The following is a 25,281-nucleotide window of genomic DNA, read 5'->3' on the forward strand; positions in this document are numbered from 1 at the left end:
TACTTAGCCAAAAAAATGGCACACATTGTAACCCTAAATACATCGTTCAGAGAAGATTGGTTACAGCAACTTGCTGATGTAATCACTGAACCGAATGAATTACTGAAACTTTTAGCACTCGACACGCATCAGGAACTGACTGAAGGCGGCGACGCGCGTCGACTTTTTGCTCTGCGCGTGCCCCGTGCATTCGTCAACAGAATGAAAAAAGGCGATCCGCACGATCCGCTACTGCTGCAGGTGCTCACATCACAGCAAGAATTTATCGACGCCCCGGGTTACAGCACCGACCCACTTGATGAACAAAGTAGCGTCGTTCCGGGGCTGCTACATAAATACACTAATCGGGCCCTATTGCTGGTCAAAGGCGGCTGTGCGGTAAATTGCCGCTACTGTTTCCGGCGCCATTTCCCCTATCAGGATAACCAGGGCAATAAACGCAACTGGCAGGCAGCGCTGGATTATATCCGACTACATCCCGAACTGGACGAAATCATTTTTTCCGGTGGCGATCCATTAATGGCGAAAGATCACGAACTGGACTGGCTTATCGGTCAGTTAGAGACTATTTCCCATTTAAAGCGCCTGCGGATACACAGCAGACTACCGGTGGTGATCCCTGCCCGCATTACCGATGCTTTATGCCAGCGCCTGGCACAATCGCCGCTGCAGGTTCTTATGGTGACGCATATTAACCATGCGCGTGAGATTGACGATGATCTGCGTCACGCGATGCAGCGATTAAAACAATCAGGCGTCACGCTGTTGAACCAAAGCGTGCTGCTGCGTGGTGTAAATGATAACGCCGCGACGCTGGCAGCCTTGAGTAATGCACTGTTTGATGCAGGCATCCTTCCCTACTATCTGCATGTGCTGGATAAAGTACAGGGTGCAGCGCACTTCTACGTCTCTGATGAGCAGGCACGCACCCTCGTGCGCGAGCTGTTGGCACAGGTGTCCGGTTACATGGTCCCCAGGCTGGCACGTGAAATCGGTGGAGAGCCCAGTAAAACGCCGCTGGATTTGCAGCTACGACAAGAATAGTCAGCACGGCACCATCAGACGGTAACCCCGGCCATAAGAACGACGTGGTCGAGGTTACACACTAACGAGCAGCCAACAAATCTGTCGCTTAAAGGATAACGGATATCACGGCAAGTTAGTTGCCCACCTGTGGATAAGGTAACTCATCAAAGCTGTGTAGCCCTCCCCGCTTATGCGGGTCGCCAATCCAGCGCGTCTCCGGCATAAATTGTGCATTGACCAGACTTTGCTGCGGTTTGTAGAGATCATACCGTAATCCCGCTAAATCAGACCAAGTCTGTATAAGATGTGCGCTGCTGTATTTTCTGTCCAGCATGGTTGAATAGTCTCGTGGATGATCTGCCGCCCAGCGCGGTGATGTCCACAGAATAAAAGGGATAGTATACATAGCGCGCGTAGGAGAATTTTCGTTGCGTCCCTGACGATCGTGAGGAGGTGTTTGGAATACCTCTTCACCATGGTCGGAGAGATAGAGCAGAAAGCCATTAGGATCGGTGGCTGAAAAGGTTTTAATCAGACGACTGAGCACATAATCATTAAAGCGGACCGCATTGTCATAATCATTACTTTCAGCAATCTGCTTCGCTGTTAATCCCGCAGGTAACCCCTGTGCATTGGTAAAATATTTATCACTGTTCGGGTAACGATAGCGATATTTAATGTGCGTTCCCAATAAATGCACCACGATAAATTTCCTGGTCGCAGGATCGGCTAGCACCTTTTGGAATGGGGACAGAACATGACTATCATAGCTTGGGGAATCCTGTGAGCGCTCCTGATTCAAATAAAACTGCTGGTCCGTTTGTCTGGAGAAAACCGTCAGCATGGTGTTGCGTTCGGTAATGGTTTGCTGATTAGTAATCCAGAACGTTTTATATCCAGCCTGTTTCATCAGGTTCAACATAGACGGTGCCGTCAAATAGCGATCGGGATCGTGCTCATCGCCAAAGGTCAGCGCCTGCTGCAGAATTTCAATAGTATAAGGGCGCGAGGTGACCACATGCTGGAATACACTGAGGTTCGCATCTGATTTTTTTAGCGCCATCAGATTTGGGTTGGTCTCCCGTCCATAACCATAAAGGCTCATACGGCTGCGTGTCGTTGATTCACCAATTACCAACACTAAGGTTCTGGGCGCATTTCCGCTGTCGTCCGTCAAATTGCTCAAAGGCGGCAATCGGTTGTTCTTCATCAGCAAAGCATCCATTTCCGTCAGTTGCTGTTGATAAAGCACATAGCTAAATATCAATTGCCAGGGCGCGGCAGGCACCATCCGTGAAATAAGATGATTACCTGCATTTGCCCAGCCCGAGCCACGTAAAACAGATTGTCCAACGGGAAAGAGCAACACAATCAGCACGATAACTGAACCCGTTAGCTGATTCAGAGGACTGAACGACAACGGTTTAATCCGGGTCCATAAGAACAACGCAATCAAGGTGTAAATCAGCAGCACTGCCGCCATCGTTGCTGAAAAATACTCGGTGAAGAACTCTCGTGCTTCATTGCTGTTGCTCTCAAAAAGAATAAACAACACGCTTTCAGAAAACTGTTGGTTATAGATCAGGTAATACCCCAACGCCCCCAGCGATCCTGCCCACAAAATTAGGCCTGTAACAGCCGCAATCACCCGACTGTAACGCGGCAACAGAAACACGGGGATTAACCACAGAAAGCTGTACAGAATGGAGTCACGCAGGCCGCTCATATCCGGGCGTCCTTTGATTAACAAATAAAGCTGAAATGATGTAGAAAAAAATTGGAAAAAAAGGACCAGCCAGAACAGGTTAGCGAATTTTCCCTGTTTCGCGGAATGCAGATTAATGGTCATTGTTATTCACAGTTCCCTCAGAAAATAGCCGCAGCAGATGCGCCACGGATTAACAGCGATGAGATCTACCGTTTTTTTCTTAAGAAAACCTTATTTCAGCCTGACATTACTGCGGGGATACCGCTTATCAATCCGAAAAAACGTTATGACGGGAAGGAAAATGTTGGGGAAACGTACGCGTGAGATTCGGCAGATGGGGGAAATCAGAGGAGGAAAGCGATAATCCCTTCCCTTACTAATGAAATGACCTTCTAACATCAGGTGAACCGGTAGTACGGCCACCTGATGTTAAAGCGGCTATCGAATAATCTCAAATACGAGGTTATCCGTATAACGTGAGCTTATGAGCATTTATAAACCTGGCCGCTCATTTTACTGTCCAGAGGAGCAAAGCTGGACCAGATGTTCTGCGTTGGACTGGTGGCACCATAAATCACGTTACCCCCCATTTCTGCCGCACGGTTGCGTAAATCATTTGCTGCACCACGCAATGAGCTCCCTTCGCCACCAGAGCCACTCAGCCAGTTACTCTGTGAACCTGTGATATTCCCCAATAGCTGGCAATTATTACCTGGCTGCTGGTCGGTGAAGGTGACGCTTTGACCTGCCGTACTCAGTTGCTTAGTACTGCTACATCCTGCCAGTAGCATCGCCGCGACTGAGAGACCCAGAAAGACGTTAATCCGCATTGTGTTCCCCATTTATTATCATCAGATTCCGGCAAAAGCGTACCAGAAAATCTTCGTTTTTCTTAGCTATCCCTTGCCACTATACCCTAAATAATTCGTATCGCCTGGAAGCGCCTGATTTTGGTGCAGGGCACCGGCAAACTTTCAAGCCCCCGGTAACTTAACTGCGGTAAGTGACCGGAATAACGGAGTGTAACCAATACACCTGCAACTTTAAGTATGGCGGAAATATACCCAAAATATCCGCGCCACTACTTATACTATTTTCGCTACAAAAAGAAAAACCCCCTGTCATCACTGACAGGGGGTTTGCATGAAGAGGGGGGAGGATTACATCATTCCGCCCATGCCGCCCATTCCACCCATGCCGCCGCCAGCACCTAAATCAGGCGCATCAGCTTTTGGCATATCGGTCACCATGCATTCGGTCGTGATCATCAGTCCTGCAACAGAAGCAGCGTACTGCAGCGCAGAACGGGTCACTTTAGTTGGGTCCAGGATACCGAAGTTGATCATGTCGCCATACTCTTCAGTCTGCGCGTTGTAACCGTAGTTACCTTCGCCAGCCTTAACGTTGTTAGCAACAACAGATGGTTCTTCACCCGCGTTAGAGACGATTTGACGCAGCGGCGCTTCCATAGCACGCAGGGCAACTTTGATACCCACATTCTGATCTTCGTTCTGGCCACGCAGTTCACCCAGTTTAGACGCTACGCGCACCAGCGCCACGCCACCACCAGCAACCACACCTTCTTCTACCGCAGCACGAGTTGCGTGCAGAGCATCTTCAACGCGGGCTTTTTTCTCTTTCATTTCAACTTCAGTTGCGGCACCCACTTTCAGTACGGCTACGCCGCCTGCCAGTTTTGCTACGCGCTCCTGCAGTTTCTCTTTATCGTAATCAGAGGTCGCTTCTTCGATCTGCTGACGGATCTGAGTGACACGGCCAGAAATGCTGGTTTCTTCACCCACGCCATCGATGATGGTGGTGGTGTCTTTGTTGATCACAACGCGTTTAGCCTGGCCCATATCTTCCAGGGTCGCTTTTTCCAGCTCCATACCAATCTCTTCAGAGATTACGGTACCGCCAGTCAGAGTAGCGATATCCTGCAGCATGGCTTTACGACGGTCACCAAAGCCTGGGGCTTTGACCGCAGCAACTTTAACGATGCCACGCATGGTGTTCACCACCAGCGTTGCCAGCGCTTCACCTTCAACATCTTCAGCGATGATCAGCAGAGGCTTACCGGCTTTCGCTACGGCTTCAAGCACTGGCAGCATTTCACGGATGTTGGAGATCTTTTTGTCAGCCAGCAGAATGAATGGGCTTTCCAGTTCTACAGCGCCAGTTTCTGGTTTATTGATGAAGTAAGGGGACAGATAACCGCGGTCAAACTGCATACCTTCAACAACGTCCAGCTCGTCCTGCAGGCCGGTGCCTTCTTCAACAGTGATAACGCCTTCTTTACCCACTTTTTCCATCGCCTGGGCGATCAGGGTACCAACGGTTTCGTCAGAGTTAGCAGAAATAGTCCCAACCTGAGCAATAGCCTTAGAATCTGAACAAGGGACAGACAGTTTTTTCAGCTCTTCAACCGCGGCGATAACCGCTTTGTCGATGCCGCGCTTCAGGTCCATTGGGTTCATACCAGCGGCAACGGCTTTCAGTCCTTCGTTAACGATAGACTGAGCCAGAACCGTAGCGGTGGTGGTACCGTCACCTGCTGCGTCGTTCGCTTTAGAGGCAACTTCTTTCACCATCTGTGCGCCCATGTTTTCGAACTTGTCTTCCAGTTCGATTTCACGCGCAACAGAAACGCCATCTTTAGTGATGGTCGGTGCACCAAAAGATTTATCCAGAACCACATTACGGCCTTTCGGGCCCAGGGTAACTTTTACTGCATCTGCCAGTACGTTTACGCCACGCAGCATTTTTACGCGTGCGTCATTACCGAATTTTACGTCTTTAGCTGCCATTTGAAATTTCCCTTAAATTCGTTTCGTTCAGTGAATAGCGCGTAAATTACGCTTCAACAATTGCCAGAATGTCGCTTTCAGAGATGATCAGCACTTCTTCATTGTCGATTTTTTCAGTTTTCGCGCCGTAGCCTTCGTTGAAAATAACAACATCGCCTACTTTCACGTCCAGCGGCTTCACATCACCACTTTCCAGGATGCGGCCATTGCCGACAGCCAGTACTTCCGCGCGGGTGGATTTGGCCGCAGCAGAGCCGGTCAGAACGATGCCGCCAGCAGATTTGGATTCAACTTCTTTACGTTTGACGATAACACGATCGTGCAACGGACGAATTTTCATGTGATAGCTCTCCTTTGAGAAGTCCAATCAGTCTTTGGGGTTGAATGCCAGACGCTGTTGGCGACTGGCCTCGTGACCAGAGAGATAGGGCCGCTTCCTCTCCCTTTCAAGGGTAAAAAAATATTTTTTTTCGATCGCGTAACATTTAGCCAGCGCGGGTACGGTAATCCTGATATCACCTGCGGGTTGCAGATGAATTATCACGTTATGACGTTTCGTCAGTGGCTGAAGCGCGCAAAGGTAGGCGGTAAGCGAAAAATGACGGGAAAAAAACGGGCGGAAGCTCTTCCACCCATTTTTATATGCTGGCGACATTAACGATCCTGACGATCGTCGTGGTGTTCAATACGATCGCGATCTTTACGCTCAAACTCACCGTCAAACGTCTGTCCGCTGTCGGGGCCAGCACCAGGGCCACGCCAGACACGCAGGTGTGGCATTAATTTAAGCGTTAAATGCTTCTGTACCGGCGGCAGTAATAACAGCAAACCAATAAAGTCGGTGAAAAAACCCGGCAGTAAAAGCAGGAATCCCGCCAGGATCAACGACACGCTTTTAATCATTTCAGCTGCAGGGCTCTCCCCCTTCGCCAGCTTCTGCTGCATCAGCATGAAATTTTTCACGCCCTGATTTTTTACTAGCGATACGCCAATGCAGGAGGTAAAGATCACCAGCAGCATAGTCAGCAAAACACCCAGTACATGTGCAACCTGGATAAATAGTGAAATTTCGATCCAGGCTAATAAAAAGAACACTAAAAACGGTAACCAGCGCACCGTATTCTCCTATCTGTAAGGCTACCCCGCATCATGCAGGGTGGCAGAAAATGACGATCGTCTATCCTGTTTGCCACTTATGGAAGTATAGAGATCGTAATAGAAGAGATGGGCATCCACCGCACCTTTTTCAACCGACCATTCTTAAATTCCCTTATGGCAACATATTTGCGATTATGATCACATATTGTTAACACCGCTCCGTTAAGAAATTCCGGTAAAGTGATCTATGTTCAGGCTTTTGCGGTGTAACAACATATGATCGTGCTCGTCTTACTGAACACGGATAAAATGTCGGTTCTGAAAGGCGATGACAAAATAATCACAAGATGAGTGATGGTATAGATTACAGCCGTAGTAAAAGTGAGGGAGCACCTCCGGTAAACCAGTTAACGTCTGCTGTCAGAGCAGAACCGTGCGGTTAATGTCGCTGCGGCTGTAAAAAAGTTAGATAACCGGTAGTAACAACAAGAAGGTTCCCATGGCAAATAACATTCGTATCGAAGAAGACCTGCTAGGTATGCGCGAAGTCCCGGCTGATGCCTATTATGGTGTTCATACTCTACGTGCGATTGAGAATTTCTATATCAGTAACAGCAAAATCAGCGATATTCCTGAGTTTGTACGCGGCATGGTAATGGTGAAAAAAGCCGCAGCGCTCGCGAACAAAGAGCTGCAAACCATTCCACGCAATGTTGCTAACGCCATTATTCAAGCCTGTGATGAAGTGCTGAATAACGGCAAATGCATGGATCAATTTCCAGTTGATGTCTACCAGGGCGGTGCGGGTACCTCGGTTAATATGAATACCAACGAAGTACTGGCAAATATTGGTCTGGAACTGATGGGGCACCAGAAAGGTGAGTATCAGTATCTTAATCCTAACGATCATGTGAACAAGTGTCAGTCGACCAATGACGCCTACCCCACTGGCTTTCGTATCGCGGTCTATAGCTCCATCCTGAAACTGCTGGACGCGATCAGCCAGTTGAGCGAAGGTTTTCAACGCAAATCAGTGGAGTTCGAAAATATCCTGAAAATGGGTCGGACTCAGCTGCAGGATGCGGTACCAATGTCGTTGGGACAAGAGTTCCACGCTTTTAACGTGCTGCTGAATGAAGAGATAAAAAGTATTCTGCGTACTGCTGAGCTGCTGTTGGAAGTTAACCTTGGTGCAACCGCTATCGGTACGCGCCTTAATACGCCTGACGGTTATCAGCAATTAGCAGTGCAACGGCTGGCAGAAGTCAGTAACCTGCCCTGCGTGCCAGCTGAAGATTTGATCGAAGCCACCTCAGACTGCGGTGCCTATGTTATGGTGCACTCTTCTTTGAAACGGTTGGCGGTTAAGCTGTCGAAAATCTGCAACGACCTGCGTTTACTGTCTTCTGGCCCGCGTGCCGGGCTGAATGAAATTAACCTGCCCGAGCTGCAGGCAGGCTCGTCGATTATGCCCGCCAAGGTCAATCCAGTCATACCCGAGGTCGTCAATCAAGTTTGTTTCAAAGTCATCGGCAACGACAGTACGGTGACAATGGCATCTGAAGCGGGTCAGCTACAGCTTAACGTGATGGAGCCGGTCATTGGCCAGGCACTGTTTGAGTCTATCCACATTTTGACCAACGCCTGCTACAATCTGCTGGAAAAATGCATTAACGGCATCACGGCGAATAAAGCCGTATGTGAAGCGTATGTCTTTAATTCAATCGGCATTGTGACTTACCTGAATCCCTACATTGGCCACCATAACGGTGACATTGTCGGTAAAATTTGTGCCGAAACAGGAAAAAGCGTGCGTGAGGTCGTACTGGAGCGCGGCTTACTGACTGAAGCCGAGCTGGATGACATTTTCTCAATACAAAACCTGATGCATCCAACGTATAAAGCTAAACGTTATACTGATGAAAATGAACAATAAATCACAAATAACCTAGCCCATTGAAAGGCACGTCAGCTCTCAAAGCGACGTGCCTTTTTCGTTGTTGCTGCATACAACTTATTAACGGTTGCTTATCAAAAAAATACTAAGGAGCACACTATGATCACAGTTGAGTTGATCATTGTCCTGCTGGCCATTTATCTGGGTGCACGGCTGGGTGGGATCGGTATTGGTTTTGCTGGTGGTTTTGGCGTGCTCGTGCTAACGCTGGGAGCACAAATTAGTCCGGGCGCCATTCCGTTCGACGTGATCGAAATCATTATGGGCGTGATTGCTGCCATCGCTGCAATGCAGGTTGCCGGAGGTATGGATTATCTGGTTAACCTCGCAGAACGTCTGCTGCGTAAGCATCCACGCTACATTACGTTTCTCGCCCCGCTGGTCACCTATTTTATGACGCTATTGGCCGGCACCGGACACACCGCTTTTTCCACTCTCCCGGTAATAGCCGAAGTGGCGAAAGAGCAAGGCGTGCGTCCTTCACGGCCGCTCTCTATCGCCGTTGTTGCCTCACAGATTGCCATTACCGCTTCGCCCATTTCGGCTGCGGTGGTATTCCTTGCTGGTATTCTGGAACCAAAGGGCGTCAGCTATCTGGCACTACTGGCCGTTTCTATTCCTTCCACCATGGCCGCTATTTTTGTTGCCGCACTCATCACCAATTTTCTGGGCAAAGAGCTGAAAGACGATGCTATCTACCAGGCGCGTTTAAGCAAAGGTGAAGTGCTGCTGCGTGGAACGACCGTCTTCGAGGAAAAACCGGGTGCAAAACGTTCAGTGCTACTTTTTCTGATCGGCATTATCGCCGTAGTACTGTATGCCACCGCCATTAGCGATACCGTTGGTCTGATTACACATCCCCTGCTGCCCCGCAATGAAGCGATTGTGGTATTTATGCTGACCATCGCCATGTTGATTTGCTTTAGTTGTAACGTTGATACTGGCGAGATTCTCTCAGCCAGTACCTTTAAATCCGGAATGAGTGCCTGCGTATGCGTAATGGGCGTTGCATGGCTGGGCGACACCTTTGTGAAAGCACATATCAGCGATATTCAAACCGTTGCAGGACAGCTTTTACAGGATTTCCCGTGGATGCTGGCGGTGATCCTGTTCTTTGCCTCCACGCTACTGTACTCGCAAGCCGCCACAACTAAGGCTTTGATGCCTGCCGCGTTGCTGTTAGGCGTATCCCCGGTAACCGCTGTTGCCTCCTTTGCTGCGGTTTCCGCTCTGTTTGTATTGCCAACTTATCCTACGCTATTGGCCGCAGTCGAAATGGATGACACGGGTTCAACGCGTATCGGTAAATTCGTTTTCAACCATTCATTTCTGATACCGGGCACCATTTCCATCGTGCTATCAGTCGCATTTGGCTTTCTCCTGGGCAATATTATTTTGTAGTTTTACGCCCCCCTTTACGGCGGTGAGATCACCGCCCATTTATGCCCGGTAAAAGCCTGCGGCTTAACAGCATGCTATAGTCTGCACTTATCGGATAAGGAGAGCATAATGCACCAATCTACCGCCGTGGTGGTACTTTGTACCGCGCCAGATGAAAACTGCGCGCAGCGGCTTGCTCATGAAGCGCTGGCCACTAAACTCGCCGCCTGTGTGACATTACTGCCAGGCGCTACCTCGTTATACTATTGGGAAGGGAAACTCGAACAGGCATCTGAAATTCAGATGCTGCTAAAAAGCGACCAGTCACACCAGCACGCGCTCATCGACCTGCTTAAAGCAGCGCATCCTTATGAAACACCTGAACTTTTGGTCCTACCGATCCAACATGGAGAGAGTGATTACCTGTCATGGCTCAACGCATCGCTACGCTAATTTTCCTTCTGCTGGGCGTTCTGTTCAGCCCCCTGGCAAGTGCTTCACCGTTTGACCAACATGCAAGCGGCCAGTTTGTGCCCGTGAATCAGGCTTTTGCCTTCGATTTCAATCAACAGGATAACAAATTGACGCTGAACTGGCAGGTTAAACCTGGCTACTACTTATATCGCCAACAGATTAAGATTGAGCCACACAGCGCGAAACTGGCCGCCTTTACGCTACCGGACGGCCAACCACATGAGGATGAATTTTATGGCAAAACCGTCATCTTTCCTACGGATCTGGCTCTGCCCTTAACCCTCCTGCAGGCCGATGCCGACGCCAGTATTCGGGTAACGTATCAGGGTTGTGCATCCGCGGGGTTCTGCTACCCGCCGGAAACTCGCGATATCCCGCTCAGCGCAGTTACCGCTACGCCCTCTCCCGAGCCTGCGTCCGCAGAGATCATCGCATCCCCCGTCAGCCATCTGCCCTTCTCACCATTTTGGGCCTTACTGATTGGGATTGGAGTGGCTTTCACTCCCTGCGTTCTGCCAATGTATCCCCTGATTTCCGGCATTATTCTTGGCGGTAATCGTCGCTTATCAATGGCTCGTTTATTCACGCTGGCGATGATTTACGTGCAGGGTATGGCGCTGACCTATACGCTGATGGGGATCGTCGTGGCTGCAGCAGGCTTGCGCTTTCAGGCGGCGTTGCAACACCCTTATGTTCTTATCGGCCTGTCGATCCTGTTTATTTTGCTGGCGCTCTCGATGTTCGGCTTGTTCACGCTGCAGCTTCCTGCATCGCTACAAACACGTCTGACGCTGTGGAGCAACCGCCAACAGAGCGGCTCGCTGACCGGCGTATTCCTTATGGGTGCGCTGGCAGGTTTAATCTGCTCCCCCTGTACCACTGCACCGCTCAGTGCGATTCTGCTCTATATTGCACAAAGCGGTAATATGCTGGCCGGAGGCGGTACGCTATATCTCTATGCCCTCGGCATGGGGCTCCCATTGATCGCCGTTACAATGTTCGGCAATAAACTTCTGCCGAAAAGCGGCCCGTGGATGCAGACAGTTAAAGAAGGATTCGGTTTTGTTATCCTGGCCCTGCCGGTGTTTCTGCTGGAGCGGGTGATTGGCGATCTATGGGGATTACGCCTCTGGAGTTTGTTAGGCGTCGTGTTTTTCGGCTGGGCCTTTATTATCAGCCTTCGCGCACCAAAAGGATTGCGGATAGTCCAGATTGTTCTGTTCCTGGCAGCCTTGATCAGCGTACGCCCTCTCCAGGACTGGGCCTTTGCACCTCATAATAACGTTACCAGCGTAGCGCATCTTAATTTTACGCCAGTTGCTGATGCGCAACAGCTTGACCAGGCATTGCATAACAGCAACGGTAAAGTGAGTATGCTCGATCTCTACGCAGACTGGTGCGTAGCCTGTAAAGAGTTTGAGAAGTATACCTTTAGCGACGGACAGGTTCAGGATGCACTGACAAATGTTCAACTGCTGCAAGCAAACGTCACCGCAAACAGTAAAACGGATAGTGCCTTACTCACCCATTTGCGGGTATTGGGTTTACCGACCATTCTGTTTTTTGATGCGCAGGGCAATGAGATCCCGAACTCACGCATCACCGGATTGATGAACGCCGAAGCCTTTCTGACACATTTGCAGAAATTGCCGCGGTAACCGACACTAGGTTGCATCCTTCTGCCATCTCGTCGGAAAGAGACGTATTCAAGAGGAGAGTCACTTGCAACGTGAACAAGTACTTGAGCATGCACTAAACGTGCTTGAGAAAAATGGAATAGCAGCGACGACGTCGCTGGAAATGCTGGCAGGCACCGCTAATATGTCGCTTGAGAAGATTCAGCGCTTCTGGCCCGATCGTGATGCGTTGCTGTATGACGCGTTACGGTTTCACGGGCAGCAAATCGATACCTGGCGACGCCAGTTGCTGCTGGATGAAACACTCAGTGTGGAACAAAAGTTACTCGCACGCTATCAGGCTCTGGCCGAATCCGTCGGCAATGGCCGCTTCCCGGGCTGTTTGTTTATCGCGGCCTGCAGCTTTTATCCGCAGACGGATAATCCAATTCATCAACTCGCCGAACAGCAGAAACTCGCGTCCTGGCAATATACTCGCGATCTGCTGGACGAGCTGGAAACCGACAACCCGACGATGGTTGCCGATCAGATGGAACTTATCCTCGAAGGATGCCTGAGTAAGCTGCTGGTCAAACGCAACGTGCAGGATGTAGCCACGGCGCAACGTTTAGCGGAAGACGTGCTGCGGTTTGCTCTTTGCCGTAGAAATGGCGCACTCAGTTGAGTCAGCGTGATATGCAAAACCCCGCGATAACGCGGGGTTAACAAACTATAAGTAAACGCTATTATCTGCTGGTGAATGTCTAATATAGCTTGTTGTCAGAATTAGCTGGCACGATAATTAACTGTCTATTTTATAATCCATTTTTCATCAATTATCGCCGTCATTTTTCTACCAGGATCTTTAATCCTGCAAGGATAAGCAGATAACACGGCGTTGTTGATTGGAGCGTCAACCAAAACGAGATGACTTCGTTTAGACCCTGCAACGCGCTTTATTCCCCCATTACTTCTGCATTATTTCAGGCTTATTGTGTATGAACGATACCTTAATTAAACACGCTGCTACGAATAGCAAGCAGCCGTTCACTGACCCGATGAATTCAACACCGCGTAACCAATTGTTGTCAATGCTGGGAATGCAATCTCTACTGGTACATTCCATTACCGCTGCTGCACGCTTAAAGCTGGCGGATATCATTGGGGAACAAACGTTAGATCTAAACACGCTGGCACAGCAGAGTGAGTGCCGCCCGGAAGCACTTCGCCGCCTGTTACGAGCCCTTTCAAGTTGTGGACTGTTTTTCGAAACCGTCGAGGGTTATAGCAATACGCCGTTAAGTGCAATGCTAAAAACTGACCTGCCAGACTCGCTAAACGGTTGGGCAAGCTTCATGGGGGCGGAGCAGATGAATCGCTGCTTTGAGCAGCTTGATGTTGCTTTGAAGCATGATGGGCCGGTATTCGACAAAATTTATGGCCAGCCATTTTTTAGCTATCTGGCACAGGATGAAAAAACGAGAAAAACATTTGCCAGCGCCATGACATCATATTCTGCTTCCGGCATTGAGGATGCACTGGCAGCATTCGACTTCAGTCATGCAGGAAAACTGTTTGATATTGGTAGCGGGCTGGGAACATTTTTATCAGGCATACTGGACGCTAACCCGCAGCTTGAGGGCACTATTTTTGATCTGCCTGAGGTGATTGCCGAAGTTGAACAACAGGCTACCCCGCGCAATCCGCGTTTATCTTGCCAGAGTGGAAATTTCTTCACGCATATTCCAGGGGGCAGCGATACCTATATTCTGCGTCATATTCTGCACGATTGGTCTGATGAACAAGCATTACAGATCCTGCGTCACTGCCGCAAGGCGATGCACAATGACGGACAACTCTTGATTTTTGAACATCTGCTCACCAGTACTAACCAACCTGATTACGCTAAATTTCTCGATTTGGTGATGTTAACCTTTTTGAATGGGCGTGAACGCAGCGAGCTGGAGTATCGGCAACTACTTGCACAAGCCGATCTGCACATCGAACGCGTAGTAAAAACCCCAGGCTTCCATACTTTATTGGTGGTAAAGCCGTTGTAATTGAGCAATGAATAGGCGGCAGGCCAATTTGATTATTGGCCTGCCTGCACAACTATCCCAAAATCGGGCGTCTGACTTAAAATCTGCCGTAAAGTTGAGCAAACGCGCCTTTTTTCCTTAAATTTCGTTGACGCCGTAACGCCTTTACGGTTTAATGCGCCTCGTTGCCCGGATAGCTCAGTCGGTAGAGCAGGGGATTGAAAATCCCCGTGTCCTTGGTTCGATTCCGAGTCCGGGCACCACTATTCTTTTTTTATGCCTTCCTATGAATTCCTGTAATGTTGTAATTCAACAGGTTGGGGTGAAAACTCTTTCTGATACGTTTTGATTTATCCCTTCGTATCTGGAAAATTTGGGGTCAGATTGCGGGTCATTCAGTTCGACAACTGGAGTGACCCTCACATGTTAACTGACAGCAAAATCCGCTCAGCAAAATCTCTCGAAAAATCATACAAGCTAACTGATGCTCTTGGCCTTTATCTGCTGATATCGCCCGGTGGTTCGCGCCTGTGGTATTACCGTTACCGCTTCAATGGGAAAGAATCTCGTCTTGCCTTTGGTGCTTATCCAGAAGTCTCTCTGGCTGAAGCCCGTGAAAAACGTGATGCAGGACGTAAGTTGCTTGCCTCAGGTATCTGCCCTTCCTCTCCTCGTGAATCTGCGAAAAAAACCACAGCTCAGAACAGAACATTCAACCATATCGCCAGGGCATGGCACTCCGGTAGCCGGAGTCTCTGGTCGCAGGGCCATGCGGATAAAATCATGACTTGCCTGCAACGCTATGCGTTCTCTGATGAGATTGGTGTAATGGACATTGCTACAATTGAAACCCGTCATCTGGCACAATTGGTTAAATCCATTGACGACAAGGGTGTCCATGACGTTGCCGGGAGAATGAAACAGTATCTGACCAAAATTTTGCGTTACGCAGTACAGCAGGGATTGATCAAATACAATCCAGCGATTGATCTGAACGGCATTGTGAACCCAAGGATTACACGACATCTCCCTGCATTGCCACTGCGACACCTACCTGAACTGCTGGAAAATATCGGTCACTACAAAGGGCATCTTTTGACACGCCTCGCGCTGGAGATAAATCTGCACGTCTTCCTGAGATCCAGCGAGCTACGCCTTGCCCGATGGGATGAATTCAATCTTAAAGCCCGCATCTGGGCTGTCCCCGCGAAACGTATGGCCGTTGAAGGCGTAAGATTCTCAGAACGAGGTGCAAAAATGAAAGATGAGCATCTGGTACCACTATCACGACAGGCTATCGCCCTGCTGAAACAAATTAAAGCACTGACCGGAGATTCGGTATTTGTTTTCCCGAGCGTGCGCTCTCCAGCTAAACCTATGAGCGAAAATACCATCAACAAAGCACTGCGAACTATTGGCTACGATACCCGGACAGAGGTATGCGGTCACGGATTCAGGACGATGGCCTGTAGCGCCCTTAACGAAAGTGGTCTGTGGTCAGAAGATGCGATTGAGCGGCAGATGAGCCACAAAGAACGCAATGGAGTTCGGGCTGCCTATATCCATAAAGCTCAACATCTGGAAGCCCGGATGGAAATGATGCAATGGTGGTCTGATTACCTTGAAATAAATCGTGAGGGCTTCACCCCGCCGTATTTGTATGCAAGGCAATATAGAATTGCCTGACCGTCAGGCTCATAGTACAGGCCCGGGGACTTACAATCCCCAGGCCTGTACAGCAATTCGCCTTACCTGACGCCGTAAATACGATTACCTGCCAACATTAAGGCGCATGCCGCTATCGGTATCAAACAAATGAACGTTATCCACCTCAGGAGTGACATAAATTATCTCTCCCGGCAGGGCTGAAATTCTTTCCCGGAAAACACAAACCAAATCCTGATTTAATTCAGCAATAGCTTCAGTCCTTACACCCGGACCACGAACGACCACCTGCGTCTCAGACCCCATAGGCTCTATCACACTAGGCAAGCTTAGCCGGTGCACCGCCGTAACCATGGTGGAAACAGCCCCAATAGAACGCTAGTTGGGCCTGTTTCCCTTATAGCTGCATATGAGTGAAAATATTTCCAATCCTGTGCCTTATGAAAACATGGAATTATTCAAATTTAATAACCAATATAAATGCCGGGTACAGGCCCGGCATTTATTTCGAGAAAATTTTATTTAACTCTTATACAGTCGCAAACTGCTTCTGTACTGCCGATGCAGTACGCCGGAAGGCGACACCTTTATTATCAAACAAATGCGCATGCTGAGCAGGTATCATAAGTCCCACATCATCCCCCAACGCCAGTTCCAGCTCCTCGGAGTGTCGCACCAGCATCGGTTCAAAACCCTCTACGGCGACATAGAAGTAAGCAGCCTCACCCAGATGTTCAATATGCTGAATTTTACCGATTAAATGAGCCTCAGCCTTGTTGCAAAGCCGCAGATGTTCAGGGCGGATGCCCACCTTAACCCTTTCACCTGAATGAGCCACAGAAGTATTCACTTGCACCTCGATTTTGGCTCCAGTATGCCCCTGCCCCAACCGGACCTGTGAATCTTGCGTACCGTTCTTCACCAGTTCGCCCGGCAGGAAATTCATCTTCGGTGAACCGATAAATCCGGCCACAAATTCATTCACCGGATGGTGATATAACTCCAGCGGATGACCGACCTGCGCTATCGAACCTTCATTCAGCATGGCCGCACCGCTGTTCAACAGCACAATCTTATCCGCCAGCGTCATGGCTTCGACCTGATCGTGAGTCACATAGATCATAGTGTTGCCAAGCTGATGATGCAGTTTGGCAATTTCCACACGCGTTGCGACGCGCAGTGAAGCATCAAGGTTAGACAACGGTTCATCGAACAGGAAAACATCGGGCGCGCGAACGATAGCCCGCCCGATGGCCACACGCTGGCGCTGACCACCGGAAAGCGCCTTCGGCAGACGCTGTAACAGCGGCTCAAGTTGCAGAATTTTCGCCGCATTCATAACGCGGCGTTCAATTTCAGCCGGTTCGGTTTTCGCCAGCTTCAGATTAAATGCCATGTTGTCATAAATAGTCATGTGCGGATAAAGCGCATAGCTCTGAAACACCATCGCCACGCCGCGATCGGCTGGAGCCAGATGATTCACCACCCTATTACCAATCGAGATCTCTCCTGAAGTGATGGTTTCCAGCCCGGCGATCATACGCAACAGCGTCGATTTCCCACATCCCGATGGCCCGATAAACACACAAAACTCACCATTTTTGATTTCCAGATCGACCTTGTTAATGACCTGCGTGTCATGGAAGCGCTTAAATACATTGCTCAGACGTATACCAGACATAATTTACAATTCCTCTCTTCTGAGCTACTTAACGCCGCCCATAGTTAAACCGCGTACCAAATGTTTTTGTACCAGCAGACCGAGTACCAGCATCGGCAACATCACCAGCGTTCCTGCTGCCGTCAGCGGCCCCCACTCCGTCCCCTGAAAGGTCAGGAATGAAGTGATCGCGACCGGTAACGTCTGTGTGGAGTCACCGGAGAGCGTCAGGACAATCTGGAATTCATTCCAGATAAAGAACAGCGTCAGGACACCCGACGCCGCCAGCCCGGTCCGCGCCAGCGGCAGCATAACGCTCAGGAATACACGCCACTCGCTGGCGCCGTCGACGCGGGCAGCCTCACGGATCTCAGGTGGAATATCGTCAAAAAAGGTAGCGATCATCAGTATGGTGAAAGGCACATTCGCCACGGTGTACACCAGAATCAGCACCAGATAGCTGTCGGTCATTCCCAGTTTGGTTATCAGGTAATAGACCGGTATTACCAGCATGATCACTGGCGCATAGCGCAAACTCATAATGAACTGCTTAGCCTGCCCCTTTCGTTCGATGAAGAACACCAGGCCGTAGGCAAACAGCGATCCCAACACCAGACACAGAAACGTCGAGACCAGCGAGATCAGCAGGCTGTTGCCAAACGCGCGAATAAAGTCGCCGTTGCTCAATACCTGCCTGTAGTTATCAAGAATCGGCGTAAACCACAGTTTTGGCGGCATGGCAAAGGCGTCGATATAGGTTTTAAACGACATCGTCACCAGCCAGTAAATCGGCAACAGGAAGAACGCCAGAATCACGGCCAGCACGAGGTAAAATCCGGTTCTCCGGCAGATAAACTTCAAGGAATCACTCATCTTTCATCACCTTTTTACTGGCAAATGACAGGACCGCGATCACCAGCAGCGTATTGATAATGGCAATCACCACCGCCGCGCTAATACGGAAATCCTGGAATCCGGTGAGATAGGCATACATGTTGGTCGTTTCCGTTGCGAGCGCCGGGCCCCCGCGGGTCATCACGTAGATAAGGTCGAAAGATTTGAAGGCGTCGATCATGCGCAGAAACAACGCCATCAGGATGATCGGTTTCATCATCGGCAACTTAATAAACGCCAGCAGACGCCAGCCGCGAGCACCATCCAGCTCTGCCGCCTCCAGAGGCTCATTTGGCAGCGCATCCAGACCTGCGGAGACCAGCAGAATAATGAACGGCGTCCACTGCCAGATATCTGCGAGGATGAGCGATGCCATTGCTGTGCTTGTATTGCCTAGCCAGTCAATCGGTGCGATGCCGAAAAAACCGGCCAGCCAGTTGAACAAACCGGCGTTAGGATCGTAGAAGATACGCCAGATAAGCCCCGCCACGATGGGGGTGACAATCATCGGCAACAGTAACAGCGCGCGTACCAGCTTTCGGCCGACAAAGTCGCGGCTGATGAACAGCGCGATGGCGCTGCCAAGCACCAGCTCAGCTACCGTGGAGCCCGCGACATACACCAGCGTGTGCCACAGAGAGAGCCACATGCGTGGTTCTTTCAGCACCTCGATAAAGTTCGCCAGGCCGATAAAATCAAACGGCGGTGGCGACATCAGATCGATATCATAGACGGATAAATAGATGGCGTAACCCAGCGTGTAGAACGAAACCAGCAGCAATACAACCAGTAACGGCAGAGTAAACGCCTGCTGCGTGAGTTTTGCTTTCATAGTTTTACCTGGACCTGCGTAAGGAATTCACTTCAGCCGGTGCGCACGAACGCACCGGCTGAAAATGGTTAACGGGACAACGCTTTATCGTTACGGGTGTTGGCTGCCTTCAGCGCGCTTTCAACTGACTGCGTACCGGCCAGCGCTTCGGACAGGGCGATGCCTGTAATGTTGATGATCTGCGTGGACTGCGGAACGGTCGGCAGGTACTTCGCATTACCATTCTTCAGAGCCGCCAGCATGCCATCTTTGAAAGCACCGTAGCGCCGGGTGAAAGCATCGCTGTTAATGGCGCTTAGCGAGCTCACACCTGCGTTCGGGTTCAGTTCCACCGACTTCACCTGTGTCTGCTTGTTGGTCGCCCAGCTGATAAACTTCCAGGCGGCATCCTGGTTCTTGCTGTCACTGGAGATATACAGGCCATGTACCTGAAGTGCACCGCTGTTACCCGGATGATCGCCAGGCTGGGCAGGTACCGGCGCGTAGCCCACCTTGCCGACAACAGAGGACTGTTTCGGATCTTCGTTAAAACCGCCGTTGACGGTTGAGTCGATAGTCATGGCCGCTTTGCCCTGCTGGAATACCAGACGGTTTTCCTGCCAGCCAAAGTTAGCCGCGCCAATCGGGCCGTAATTTTTCAGGACATTGACAAAAGCTTTGGTCGCCTCAATCGCCTGAGGTGATGAGATGGCAGATTTGCCGTTACTGTCGATCCATTGACCGCCGTAGCCCCAGAGGAATGCAGCCCACGCAAAGGTATTCTGAATTCCCTGAGCTCCGCGCAGGGTGATACCGGCTACCTGACCGTTGGTTTTTTCTTTGATGGTCTTCGCCGCAGCCGTCAGATCATCAAAGGTTTTCGGTACTGCAATACCGTACTGCGCAAAGAGATCTTTGCGGTACATCAGGAAGGTACTTTCGCCGTAAACCGGCAGCCCGTAGTAACCCTCTTTATACCGCAGCGTCCCGGCATAGCTCGGAACGAAATCCGCACTGTCATAAAATGCGGTATCACTCTTCATCCACTTATCGACGGGAACAATGTAGCCTGCCGAGGCATAACCGACAGCATGAACCCAGTCGTCCATGACGACGTCATAACGTCCGCTGTGCGAGGAGAAGGCCAGCAGGGCTTTGGAGGTCAGATCGCTGTAGGGCACAATCTCAGCCTGGACCTTAATACCGGTCTCTTTTTCAAACTCCGGTAATAATGCTTTTATGGAATCGCTGGTACTGTGGCCTTCCAGCAGGACACGAATGGTTTCCTGCGCGCTGGCGTGACCCGCCAGCAGCAAGGTGCTGATAATACCTGCGATAGCGATTTTCTTTATGCTCATCTCATCACCTGGTTATTCAGTCAGAATGTCAGACCCGGACGATTTCTCCGGTACGGGCAGAGTCCATAATGGCAAGGGTAATGCGCAGGGCTTCGTTAGCCTCTTCGCCGGTTGCCACACTGGTCGATCCGCTGCGAACATCGGCCAGGAATGCCATCAGTTCCTCGCGCAGATCGCCTTTGATCTCCCCCTGACTCAGCGGCCAGTGCTGGGTGTCGATATAGCGGTTCATGTTTTCAGAGGCGTGATACAGACCGGACTCCCCACATTCAATTTCAATCAGCCCCTTGGTCGAAAGAATCGTCATTTTGGCGTCAAGCAGCGTGCGTGAACCCGCTGGCAGCGCCCACGAGCTTTCCAGATTCACCACGGTGCCATCGTCGAAGCGGATGATGGCGAAGACTGAATCCTCTGTACCCAGATGACCCAGCAGTTTGTTAGTGGTCTGCGCATAAACACTTACCGGGCTGGTGTGCTTCAGCAGCCAGAGGATCATATCGACGTCGTGAACGGTGACGTGCAGCGGCAACGGCAGGCTGCCGCCGTAACGGGCCGGGCCTTCAATCGCAGGACTGTTGCGCCGGGCGGTGATATGGCTCACTTCTCCTGCACTGCCGGTCGCCAGGATTTCCTGGGCACGGGAGTAGCGCGGATCGAAGCGCAGCAAGAAGCCAATCCCCAGCTTCACACCGGCGTCACGCGCTGCCCGGATGATGGCTTCGCCATCTTCCATTGTGGCTGCGATCGGTTTTTCGAGAAAAATATGGGCCCCCACTTTAGCCGCCGCCAGCGCGGGGGCAAGATGGAAGTCATCTTTGGTGCAGATACTTACGATGGCCGGTTTTTCCTGCTCCAGCATCTGGTTGAAATCTTCATAGCAGTTCAACTGTGGGATCCACTCCTTCAGCGCTTCGCTGCGGGATAAGTCCGGATCGGCCACGCCAACCACCTCTACGCCGTACATCTGCTGCCAGATTCTGGCATGCATTGCCCCCATGAAACCTGCGCCGATGACGCACACTTTAATCACGCTGTCTGTCATTTCACTTTCCTCAGTACCGGGTTTGAAAAATTGTGTAACGCTTCCTGCAACCTGTTCGGTAATTCAATTAACATGCCAGAACAATGCCAGATTAATACCAAGCATTTAAAATCCTTTAAAATCAATGCAATTAACATTTTCAGGTGCATTATTGCAACATATTTAACCTGTTATACTGCCTCCTTTTTAGTCTTGTCCAGCACATTTATGGTGCTTCCGATCAAACTTAGAGCACCATCACGGTGCGTGAAGTATTATATTAAAATACCAATTTACACATCTGGTATTATTATGATTATCTATTTGGCAATGACAAAACCAACAGGAGTGAAAAAATGGCGATTGACATAAATCGACTCAAAGATCGGCTGGTTGTATCTTGCCAGCCGGTAACCGATGGGCCGATGGACCGCACAGATATCGTGGTCGCGATGGCGCGCAGTGCGGAACGGGCCGGAGCCGGCGCGGTGCGCATTGAAGGAGTGGATAATGTCCGTCAGGTTTCCAGACACCTGGATATTCCCGTTATCGGGATTGTTAAGCGCGATCTGGACGATTCGCCAGTGCGCATCACCCCCTTCCTGAACGATGTATCAGCCCTGATTGCTGCCGGAGCCAGTATCATTGCGATTGACGCTACGGCGCGTCCCCGTCCGGTAGCCGTTGCAGAACTTTACCGGCTTGCCCGTCAGTCCGGCGTGCTGGTAATGGCCGATTGCTCAACGTTAGCGGAGGGTATCGCAGCCGCAGAGCTGGGATTCGATTTGATTGGCACGACGCTCTCCGGTTACACCGCCGGGACCTCGGATCAGCCAATGGAACATCCGGATCTCGAACTTATTGCGCAACTGGCCGGGCGTGGTTATCGTGTTATGGCCGAAGGCCGTACCCGGACTCCCGCTCATGCGGCGGCGGCGCTTCAGGCCGGAGCCTTTGCGGTAACAGTGGGTTCGGCTATCACGCGTGTTGAACATATTACTGAGTGGTACAACAGCGCCCTCGCCGCGGTTGTTAACGGGAGAACGTCAGCATGATCCTGGCTCTGGATATTGGTGGCACCAAGCTTTCCGCAGCCTGGATCGAGGGTCAACGCTGCATTGACCGTCGGCAGGTCGCCATGCGCCACGATGAAACGGGGTTTCTTACCGCACTTCGTGAAGTCACGCAGTCGGATTATCCGATCGAACGCGTCGCGGTAGCGGCTACGGGTTACCTGCGGGAGGGATGTGTCTGGTCGGTGAATCAGAACACGATCCCGTTCTGGAAAGGCTTTCCCCTCGGACTGGTGTTAGAGCAGCAGTTTAACTGTCCGGTTATCATGCTGAATGATGCGCAGGCCGCAGCGTGGGGAGAGTTTCTGCCACGCCGCGAGCAACGCGCTAACCTGCTATTTATCACGCTTTCTACCGGTGTCGGCGGAGGGCTGATTTGTGACGGGAAACTGCGTATTGGTCCGCACGGACTCTCCGGGCATATCGGCCATGCGACGGTGAACATCGCACCAATGGACCCGAAATCAGGCACCTGCGGTTGCGGCCGTACCGGTTGTCTGGAACACGTTGCGTCCGGTACCGCGCTGGCGCGACAGGCCTCGGCACTCTTCGGACGCCCTTTAAACAGCCGCCAGCTTTTTGCGCTGGCCGGTACAAACCCGCAGGCCGACGCCATTCTTAATAACGCCGCCAGAGCGGTCGCCCAGGCGATAGCCGATACGCTGATGGTTGTCGATATTGAAGAGGTGGTGATTGGGGGAAGCGTGGGTCTGGCAGATGGTATGCTTGCCCGAGTGCAAAAGGCGCTGCAGGAGCTTCCTGAGCTGTTTAAGCTGCCGGTAACTCCCGCACTGGGAGGCGGCGATGCTGGGTTACTGGGTGTTGCTGACTGGGCACAACACCAGTAACAATCGTTACATACCCGTCGAGATGTCGCGCTGGAGCTCAACAAGAAAATCGTAACTGTCGCCTCGATACCAGGTATGGGTATATTCAATCGGGCGACCATCCTCAAGGTAGCAGTGACGCTCAACGTGCAGCGCCGGACTATGTACTGGCATATCCAGCAACTGGCTGTGATCGCGATTTAGCGGCTCAGCCCGAATGCGCTGTAACGCACGTGCCGGCATGAAACCGTGTAGCTGGAGCACGGCATACAATGAATCGCTCAGTTCATCCATATCAGGAATAAACATCTGCGGCACCACCGCGATTTCCACTGCCATCGGCCGGTCGTCGACGGTACGCAGGCGCTTAAGCCGCCATACCAGAGCTCCGGGAGACAGATTCAGGGCAATAATCTCGGAGGGAGAAGCGTACGTAAGCTCCTTCTCCAGCCAGCGGCCACCGGGCTGATAACCGCGTGAAATCATATCTTCACTAAAGCTGGTCAGCGATGAGAGTGGTTTTTCTACCCTTCCGGCAACGGTGCTGCGTGCCCCACGTCGCTGCACGATGACCTGTGCGTTTGCCAGCTCACTTAATGCGCGCCGTACCGTGACTCTGGATAAGTTCAGTTGCTCTGAAAGTTCACGTTCACTGGGGATGGCATAACCCGCTTTGAGCTCACCACGGCTGATCATGTCACGAAACCCTCTCTCCAGGCGCAGATAAAGTGGTCCGGCCCCACGATTCGCATCGTCACAATACGTTTTCAGTGTCTCAATGAATTTTCGTTCCACGCCTTTACCATCCATTCCCCATACATACCAGAAGATTACCTGATGTTACCAGTCCGGCATAGCGCTGATGATACTCTTTTATCCAACTGGTATCATCTGGTATGGCTGTAGGCCACAATGACAGGCAATCATACAATGAATGATTTACTCTATCAGGTCAGGCATTGCACTAATGAGCTTCAAATAAGCATTGGCAGGGTTGCACTGGCCGTCTGCTGACTTGCTGTAATGTACCGGTTGTCGTGCGTAATGAGTTCCCCGACCAAAACCTCGACCAGCAGCATCGCACCAACCTTGGCGCTCAGCGATCCCGCACTCAGTGGCCCTTCTGGTCTGGCAGCAACCAGCAGCATATCAGCCAGATCACCCAGTGGACTACGCAGTGTATTACTCAGCATCAGCACGCGTGCTTTGCGTTTTTTGGCAAGCCTGACCACATGCAACAGGTCTTTAGTCGAGCCGGAGCTGGAAATAGCAATAACCAGATCCCCCTCTCTGAGCGTGGATGCGTTCATCGCGGCACGGTGCATATCGTTAAACATCAGGGCGGCTTTGCCCAACCGGAGTAATCTGTAGTGCAGATAGTCCCCGGTGATGGCACTGGCCGCCACGCCATAAATTTGTACTGATGTCGCTTCATGCAAGGTAGTTCCTGCCTGTCGTAGTACCTCACGATTGATAAATTTACCGGTATCTCTCAGTGCCTGCACGGACTCTTCAACCAGCTCGCCAATACTGTCCCCCCCGACCGGGGCATCTGGCTGATTCTGTTGAATGTCCAGGGCCATCGCCATTTTAAACTCGGTATACCCTTTACAACCTAAGTGACGGCACAGTCGGGTCACGCTCGCTTCACTGGTTTCACTCTCTCTCGCCAGTTCAGTGATGGTCAGATACAGCACTTTCTGGGGCCCGGAGAGAATAAAATCCCCGAGTCTTTGCAGTGTCGGACTATAGCCCGGCAGGCCTTGCCGCAAATGCAGCAAGATATTCTCATTTTCCATCATCAGACCCATATCTATTCTCTCGACTCACGGCATAGTGTGGCGGAAAGCCCCCCGACAACGCCAGC

The 25,281-nt window shown here is 51.0% G+C and carries 23 protein-coding genes and 1 tRNA gene; 11 read left to right on the forward strand and 13 right to left on the reverse strand.

Translation table 11 applies throughout. The features are described from left to right. Positions 1 to 15: 15 nt before the first annotated feature. Positions 16 to 1,044, forward strand: a complete 1,029-nt coding sequence (gene epmB / locus J1C60_RS16210; RefSeq protein ID WP_128176136.1) for an EF-P beta-lysylation protein EpmB — start codon at positions 16 to 18, stop codon at positions 1,042 to 1,044. 115 nt (positions 1,045 to 1,159) lie between these two features. Here the strand turns inward: epmB and cptA are convergent, their stop codons facing one another. From cptA to J1C60_RS16240, 6 genes are all read right to left on the reverse strand, one after another. Next, positions 1,160 to 2,875, reverse strand: coding sequence for a phosphoethanolamine transferase CptA (gene cptA / locus J1C60_RS16215; RefSeq protein ID WP_128176134.1), 1,716 nt, complete (start codon positions 2,873 to 2,875; stop codon positions 1,160 to 1,162). 341 nt (positions 2,876 to 3,216) lie between these two features. After that, on the reverse strand, positions 3,217 to 3,564 hold the full coding sequence (locus J1C60_RS16220) for a DUF4156 domain-containing protein (protein WP_128176132.1): 348 nt from the start codon (positions 3,562 to 3,564) through the stop codon (positions 3,217 to 3,219). A 330-nt stretch (positions 3,565 to 3,894) separates the two neighbouring features. Continuing rightward, positions 3,895 to 5,541, reverse strand: a complete 1,647-nt coding sequence (gene groL, locus J1C60_RS16225) for a chaperonin GroEL (RefSeq protein ID WP_128176130.1) — start codon at positions 5,539 to 5,541, stop codon at positions 3,895 to 3,897. A 46-nt stretch (positions 5,542 to 5,587) separates the two neighbouring features. After that, positions 5,588 to 5,881: a co-chaperone GroES gene (locus tag J1C60_RS16230; protein WP_128176128.1), complete on the reverse strand. Its 294-nt coding sequence runs from the start codon at positions 5,879 to 5,881 to the stop codon at positions 5,588 to 5,590. A gap of 27 nt (positions 5,882 to 5,908) precedes the next feature. Beyond that, complete coding sequence (locus J1C60_RS16235; protein WP_128176126.1) at positions 5,909 to 6,196, reverse strand: hypothetical protein; 288 nt, start codon at positions 6,194 to 6,196, stop codon at positions 5,909 to 5,911. Then, complete coding sequence (locus J1C60_RS16240) at positions 6,196 to 6,657, reverse strand: FxsA family protein (protein ID WP_128176124.1); 462 nt, start codon at positions 6,655 to 6,657, stop codon at positions 6,196 to 6,198. The genes J1C60_RS16235 and J1C60_RS16240 overlap by 1 nt, the downstream gene beginning before the upstream one ends. A 481-nt stretch (positions 6,658 to 7,138) precedes the next feature. Between J1C60_RS16240 and aspA the strand changes: the two genes are divergently transcribed. The 8 genes from aspA to J1C60_RS16280 all read left to right on the forward strand — a co-directional run bounded on the left by aspA (position 7,139) and on the right by J1C60_RS16280 (position 15,791). Continuing rightward, the gene (aspA, locus tag J1C60_RS16245) at positions 7,139 to 8,575 is read left to right on the forward strand and encodes an aspartate ammonia-lyase (protein WP_128176122.1); all 1,437 of its coding nucleotides are present in this window, start codon (positions 7,139 to 7,141) and stop codon (positions 8,573 to 8,575) included. Between the two features lie 120 nt (positions 8,576 to 8,695). Beyond that, positions 8,696 to 9,997, forward strand: a complete 1,302-nt coding sequence (locus J1C60_RS16250) for an anaerobic C4-dicarboxylate transporter (RefSeq protein ID WP_128176120.1) — start codon at positions 8,696 to 8,698, stop codon at positions 9,995 to 9,997. Between the two features lie 108 nt (positions 9,998 to 10,105). Next, positions 10,106 to 10,429 carry a divalent cation tolerance protein CutA gene (gene cutA, locus J1C60_RS16255; RefSeq protein WP_128176118.1) on the forward strand — a complete coding sequence of 108 codons (324 nt, stop codon included), beginning with the start codon at positions 10,106 to 10,108 and terminating at the stop codon, positions 10,427 to 10,429. Continuing rightward, a complete protein-coding gene (locus tag J1C60_RS16260; protein ID WP_128176116.1) occupies positions 10,405 to 12,108 on the forward strand; it encodes a protein-disulfide reductase DsbD in 1,704 nt (567 codons plus the stop codon). Before cutA ends, J1C60_RS16260 begins: the two co-directional genes overlap by 25 nt. A 64-nt stretch (positions 12,109 to 12,172) precedes the next feature. Then, positions 12,173 to 12,751, forward strand: coding sequence for a division control transcriptional repressor DicD (gene dicD / locus J1C60_RS16265; RefSeq protein ID WP_128176114.1), 579 nt, complete (start codon positions 12,173 to 12,175; stop codon positions 12,749 to 12,751). Between the two features lie 313 nt (positions 12,752 to 13,064). Further along, entirely contained in the window at positions 13,065 to 14,126 is a 1,062-nt protein-coding gene (locus J1C60_RS16270) for a methyltransferase (RefSeq protein ID WP_128176112.1), read from the forward strand. A gap of 166 nt (positions 14,127 to 14,292) precedes the next feature. Continuing rightward, positions 14,293 to 14,368: transfer RNA gene (locus J1C60_RS16275), tRNA-Phe, on the forward strand. 160 nt (positions 14,369 to 14,528) lie between these two features. Further along, positions 14,529 to 15,791: a tyrosine-type recombinase/integrase gene (locus tag J1C60_RS16280; RefSeq protein ID WP_128176110.1), complete on the forward strand. Its 1,263-nt coding sequence runs from the start codon at positions 14,529 to 14,531 to the stop codon at positions 15,789 to 15,791. 508 nt (positions 15,792 to 16,299) lie between these two features. Here J1C60_RS16280 and J1C60_RS16285 read toward each other — a convergent pair. From J1C60_RS16285 to J1C60_RS16305, 5 genes are all read right to left on the reverse strand, one after another. Then, entirely contained in the window at positions 16,300 to 17,451 is a 1,152-nt protein-coding gene (locus J1C60_RS16285) for an ABC transporter ATP-binding protein (protein WP_128176108.1), read from the reverse strand. 24 nt (positions 17,452 to 17,475) lie between these two features. After that, positions 17,476 to 18,303 (reverse strand): carbohydrate ABC transporter permease, encoded by an 828-nt coding sequence (locus J1C60_RS16290; RefSeq protein WP_128176106.1) that lies wholly within the window; start codon positions 18,301 to 18,303, stop codon positions 17,476 to 17,478. Further along, positions 18,296 to 19,156 (reverse strand): carbohydrate ABC transporter permease, encoded by an 861-nt coding sequence (locus J1C60_RS16295; protein ID WP_128176104.1) that lies wholly within the window; start codon positions 19,154 to 19,156, stop codon positions 18,296 to 18,298. The genes J1C60_RS16290 and J1C60_RS16295 overlap by 8 nt, the downstream gene beginning before the upstream one ends. A gap of 68 nt (positions 19,157 to 19,224) precedes the next feature. Beyond that, positions 19,225 to 20,493 (reverse strand): ABC transporter substrate-binding protein, encoded by a 1,269-nt coding sequence (locus J1C60_RS16300; RefSeq protein ID WP_128176102.1) that lies wholly within the window; start codon positions 20,491 to 20,493, stop codon positions 19,225 to 19,227. 28 nt (positions 20,494 to 20,521) lie between these two features. Then, entirely contained in the window at positions 20,522 to 21,535 is a 1,014-nt protein-coding gene (locus tag J1C60_RS16305; RefSeq protein WP_128176100.1) for a Gfo/Idh/MocA family protein, read from the reverse strand. Positions 21,536 to 21,870: 335 nt separating this feature from the next. On the opposite strand from J1C60_RS16305, the gene J1C60_RS16310 reads away from it, so the two are divergent. Both J1C60_RS16310 and J1C60_RS16315 read left to right on the forward strand, forming a co-directional pair. Next, the gene (locus J1C60_RS16310) at positions 21,871 to 22,569 is read left to right on the forward strand and encodes an N-acetylmannosamine-6-phosphate 2-epimerase (protein WP_128176098.1); all 699 of its coding nucleotides are present in this window, start codon (positions 21,871 to 21,873) and stop codon (positions 22,567 to 22,569) included. Beyond that, positions 22,566 to 23,435, forward strand: coding sequence for an N-acetylmannosamine kinase (locus J1C60_RS16315; protein ID WP_128176096.1), 870 nt, complete (start codon positions 22,566 to 22,568; stop codon positions 23,433 to 23,435). The genes J1C60_RS16310 and J1C60_RS16315 overlap by 4 nt, the downstream gene beginning before the upstream one ends. A gap of 6 nt (positions 23,436 to 23,441) precedes the next feature. Here J1C60_RS16315 and J1C60_RS16320 read toward each other — a convergent pair whose 3' ends face one another. Together J1C60_RS16320 and J1C60_RS16325 are read right to left on the reverse strand one after the other, a co-directional pair. After that, complete coding sequence (locus J1C60_RS16320; protein ID WP_128176094.1) at positions 23,442 to 24,224, reverse strand: GntR family transcriptional regulator; 783 nt, start codon at positions 24,222 to 24,224, stop codon at positions 23,442 to 23,444. Positions 24,225 to 24,388: 164 nt separating this feature from the next. Then, positions 24,389 to 25,216: a MurR/RpiR family transcriptional regulator gene (locus J1C60_RS16325; protein WP_128176240.1), complete on the reverse strand. Its 828-nt coding sequence runs from the start codon at positions 25,214 to 25,216 to the stop codon at positions 24,389 to 24,391. Positions 25,217 to 25,281: the final 65 nt, after the last annotated feature.

Origin of the sequence: [Pantoea] beijingensis (genome assembly GCF_022647505.1) — a bacterium.
Classification (GTDB): Bacteria; Pseudomonadota; Gammaproteobacteria; order Enterobacterales; family Enterobacteriaceae; genus Erwinia; species Erwinia beijingensis.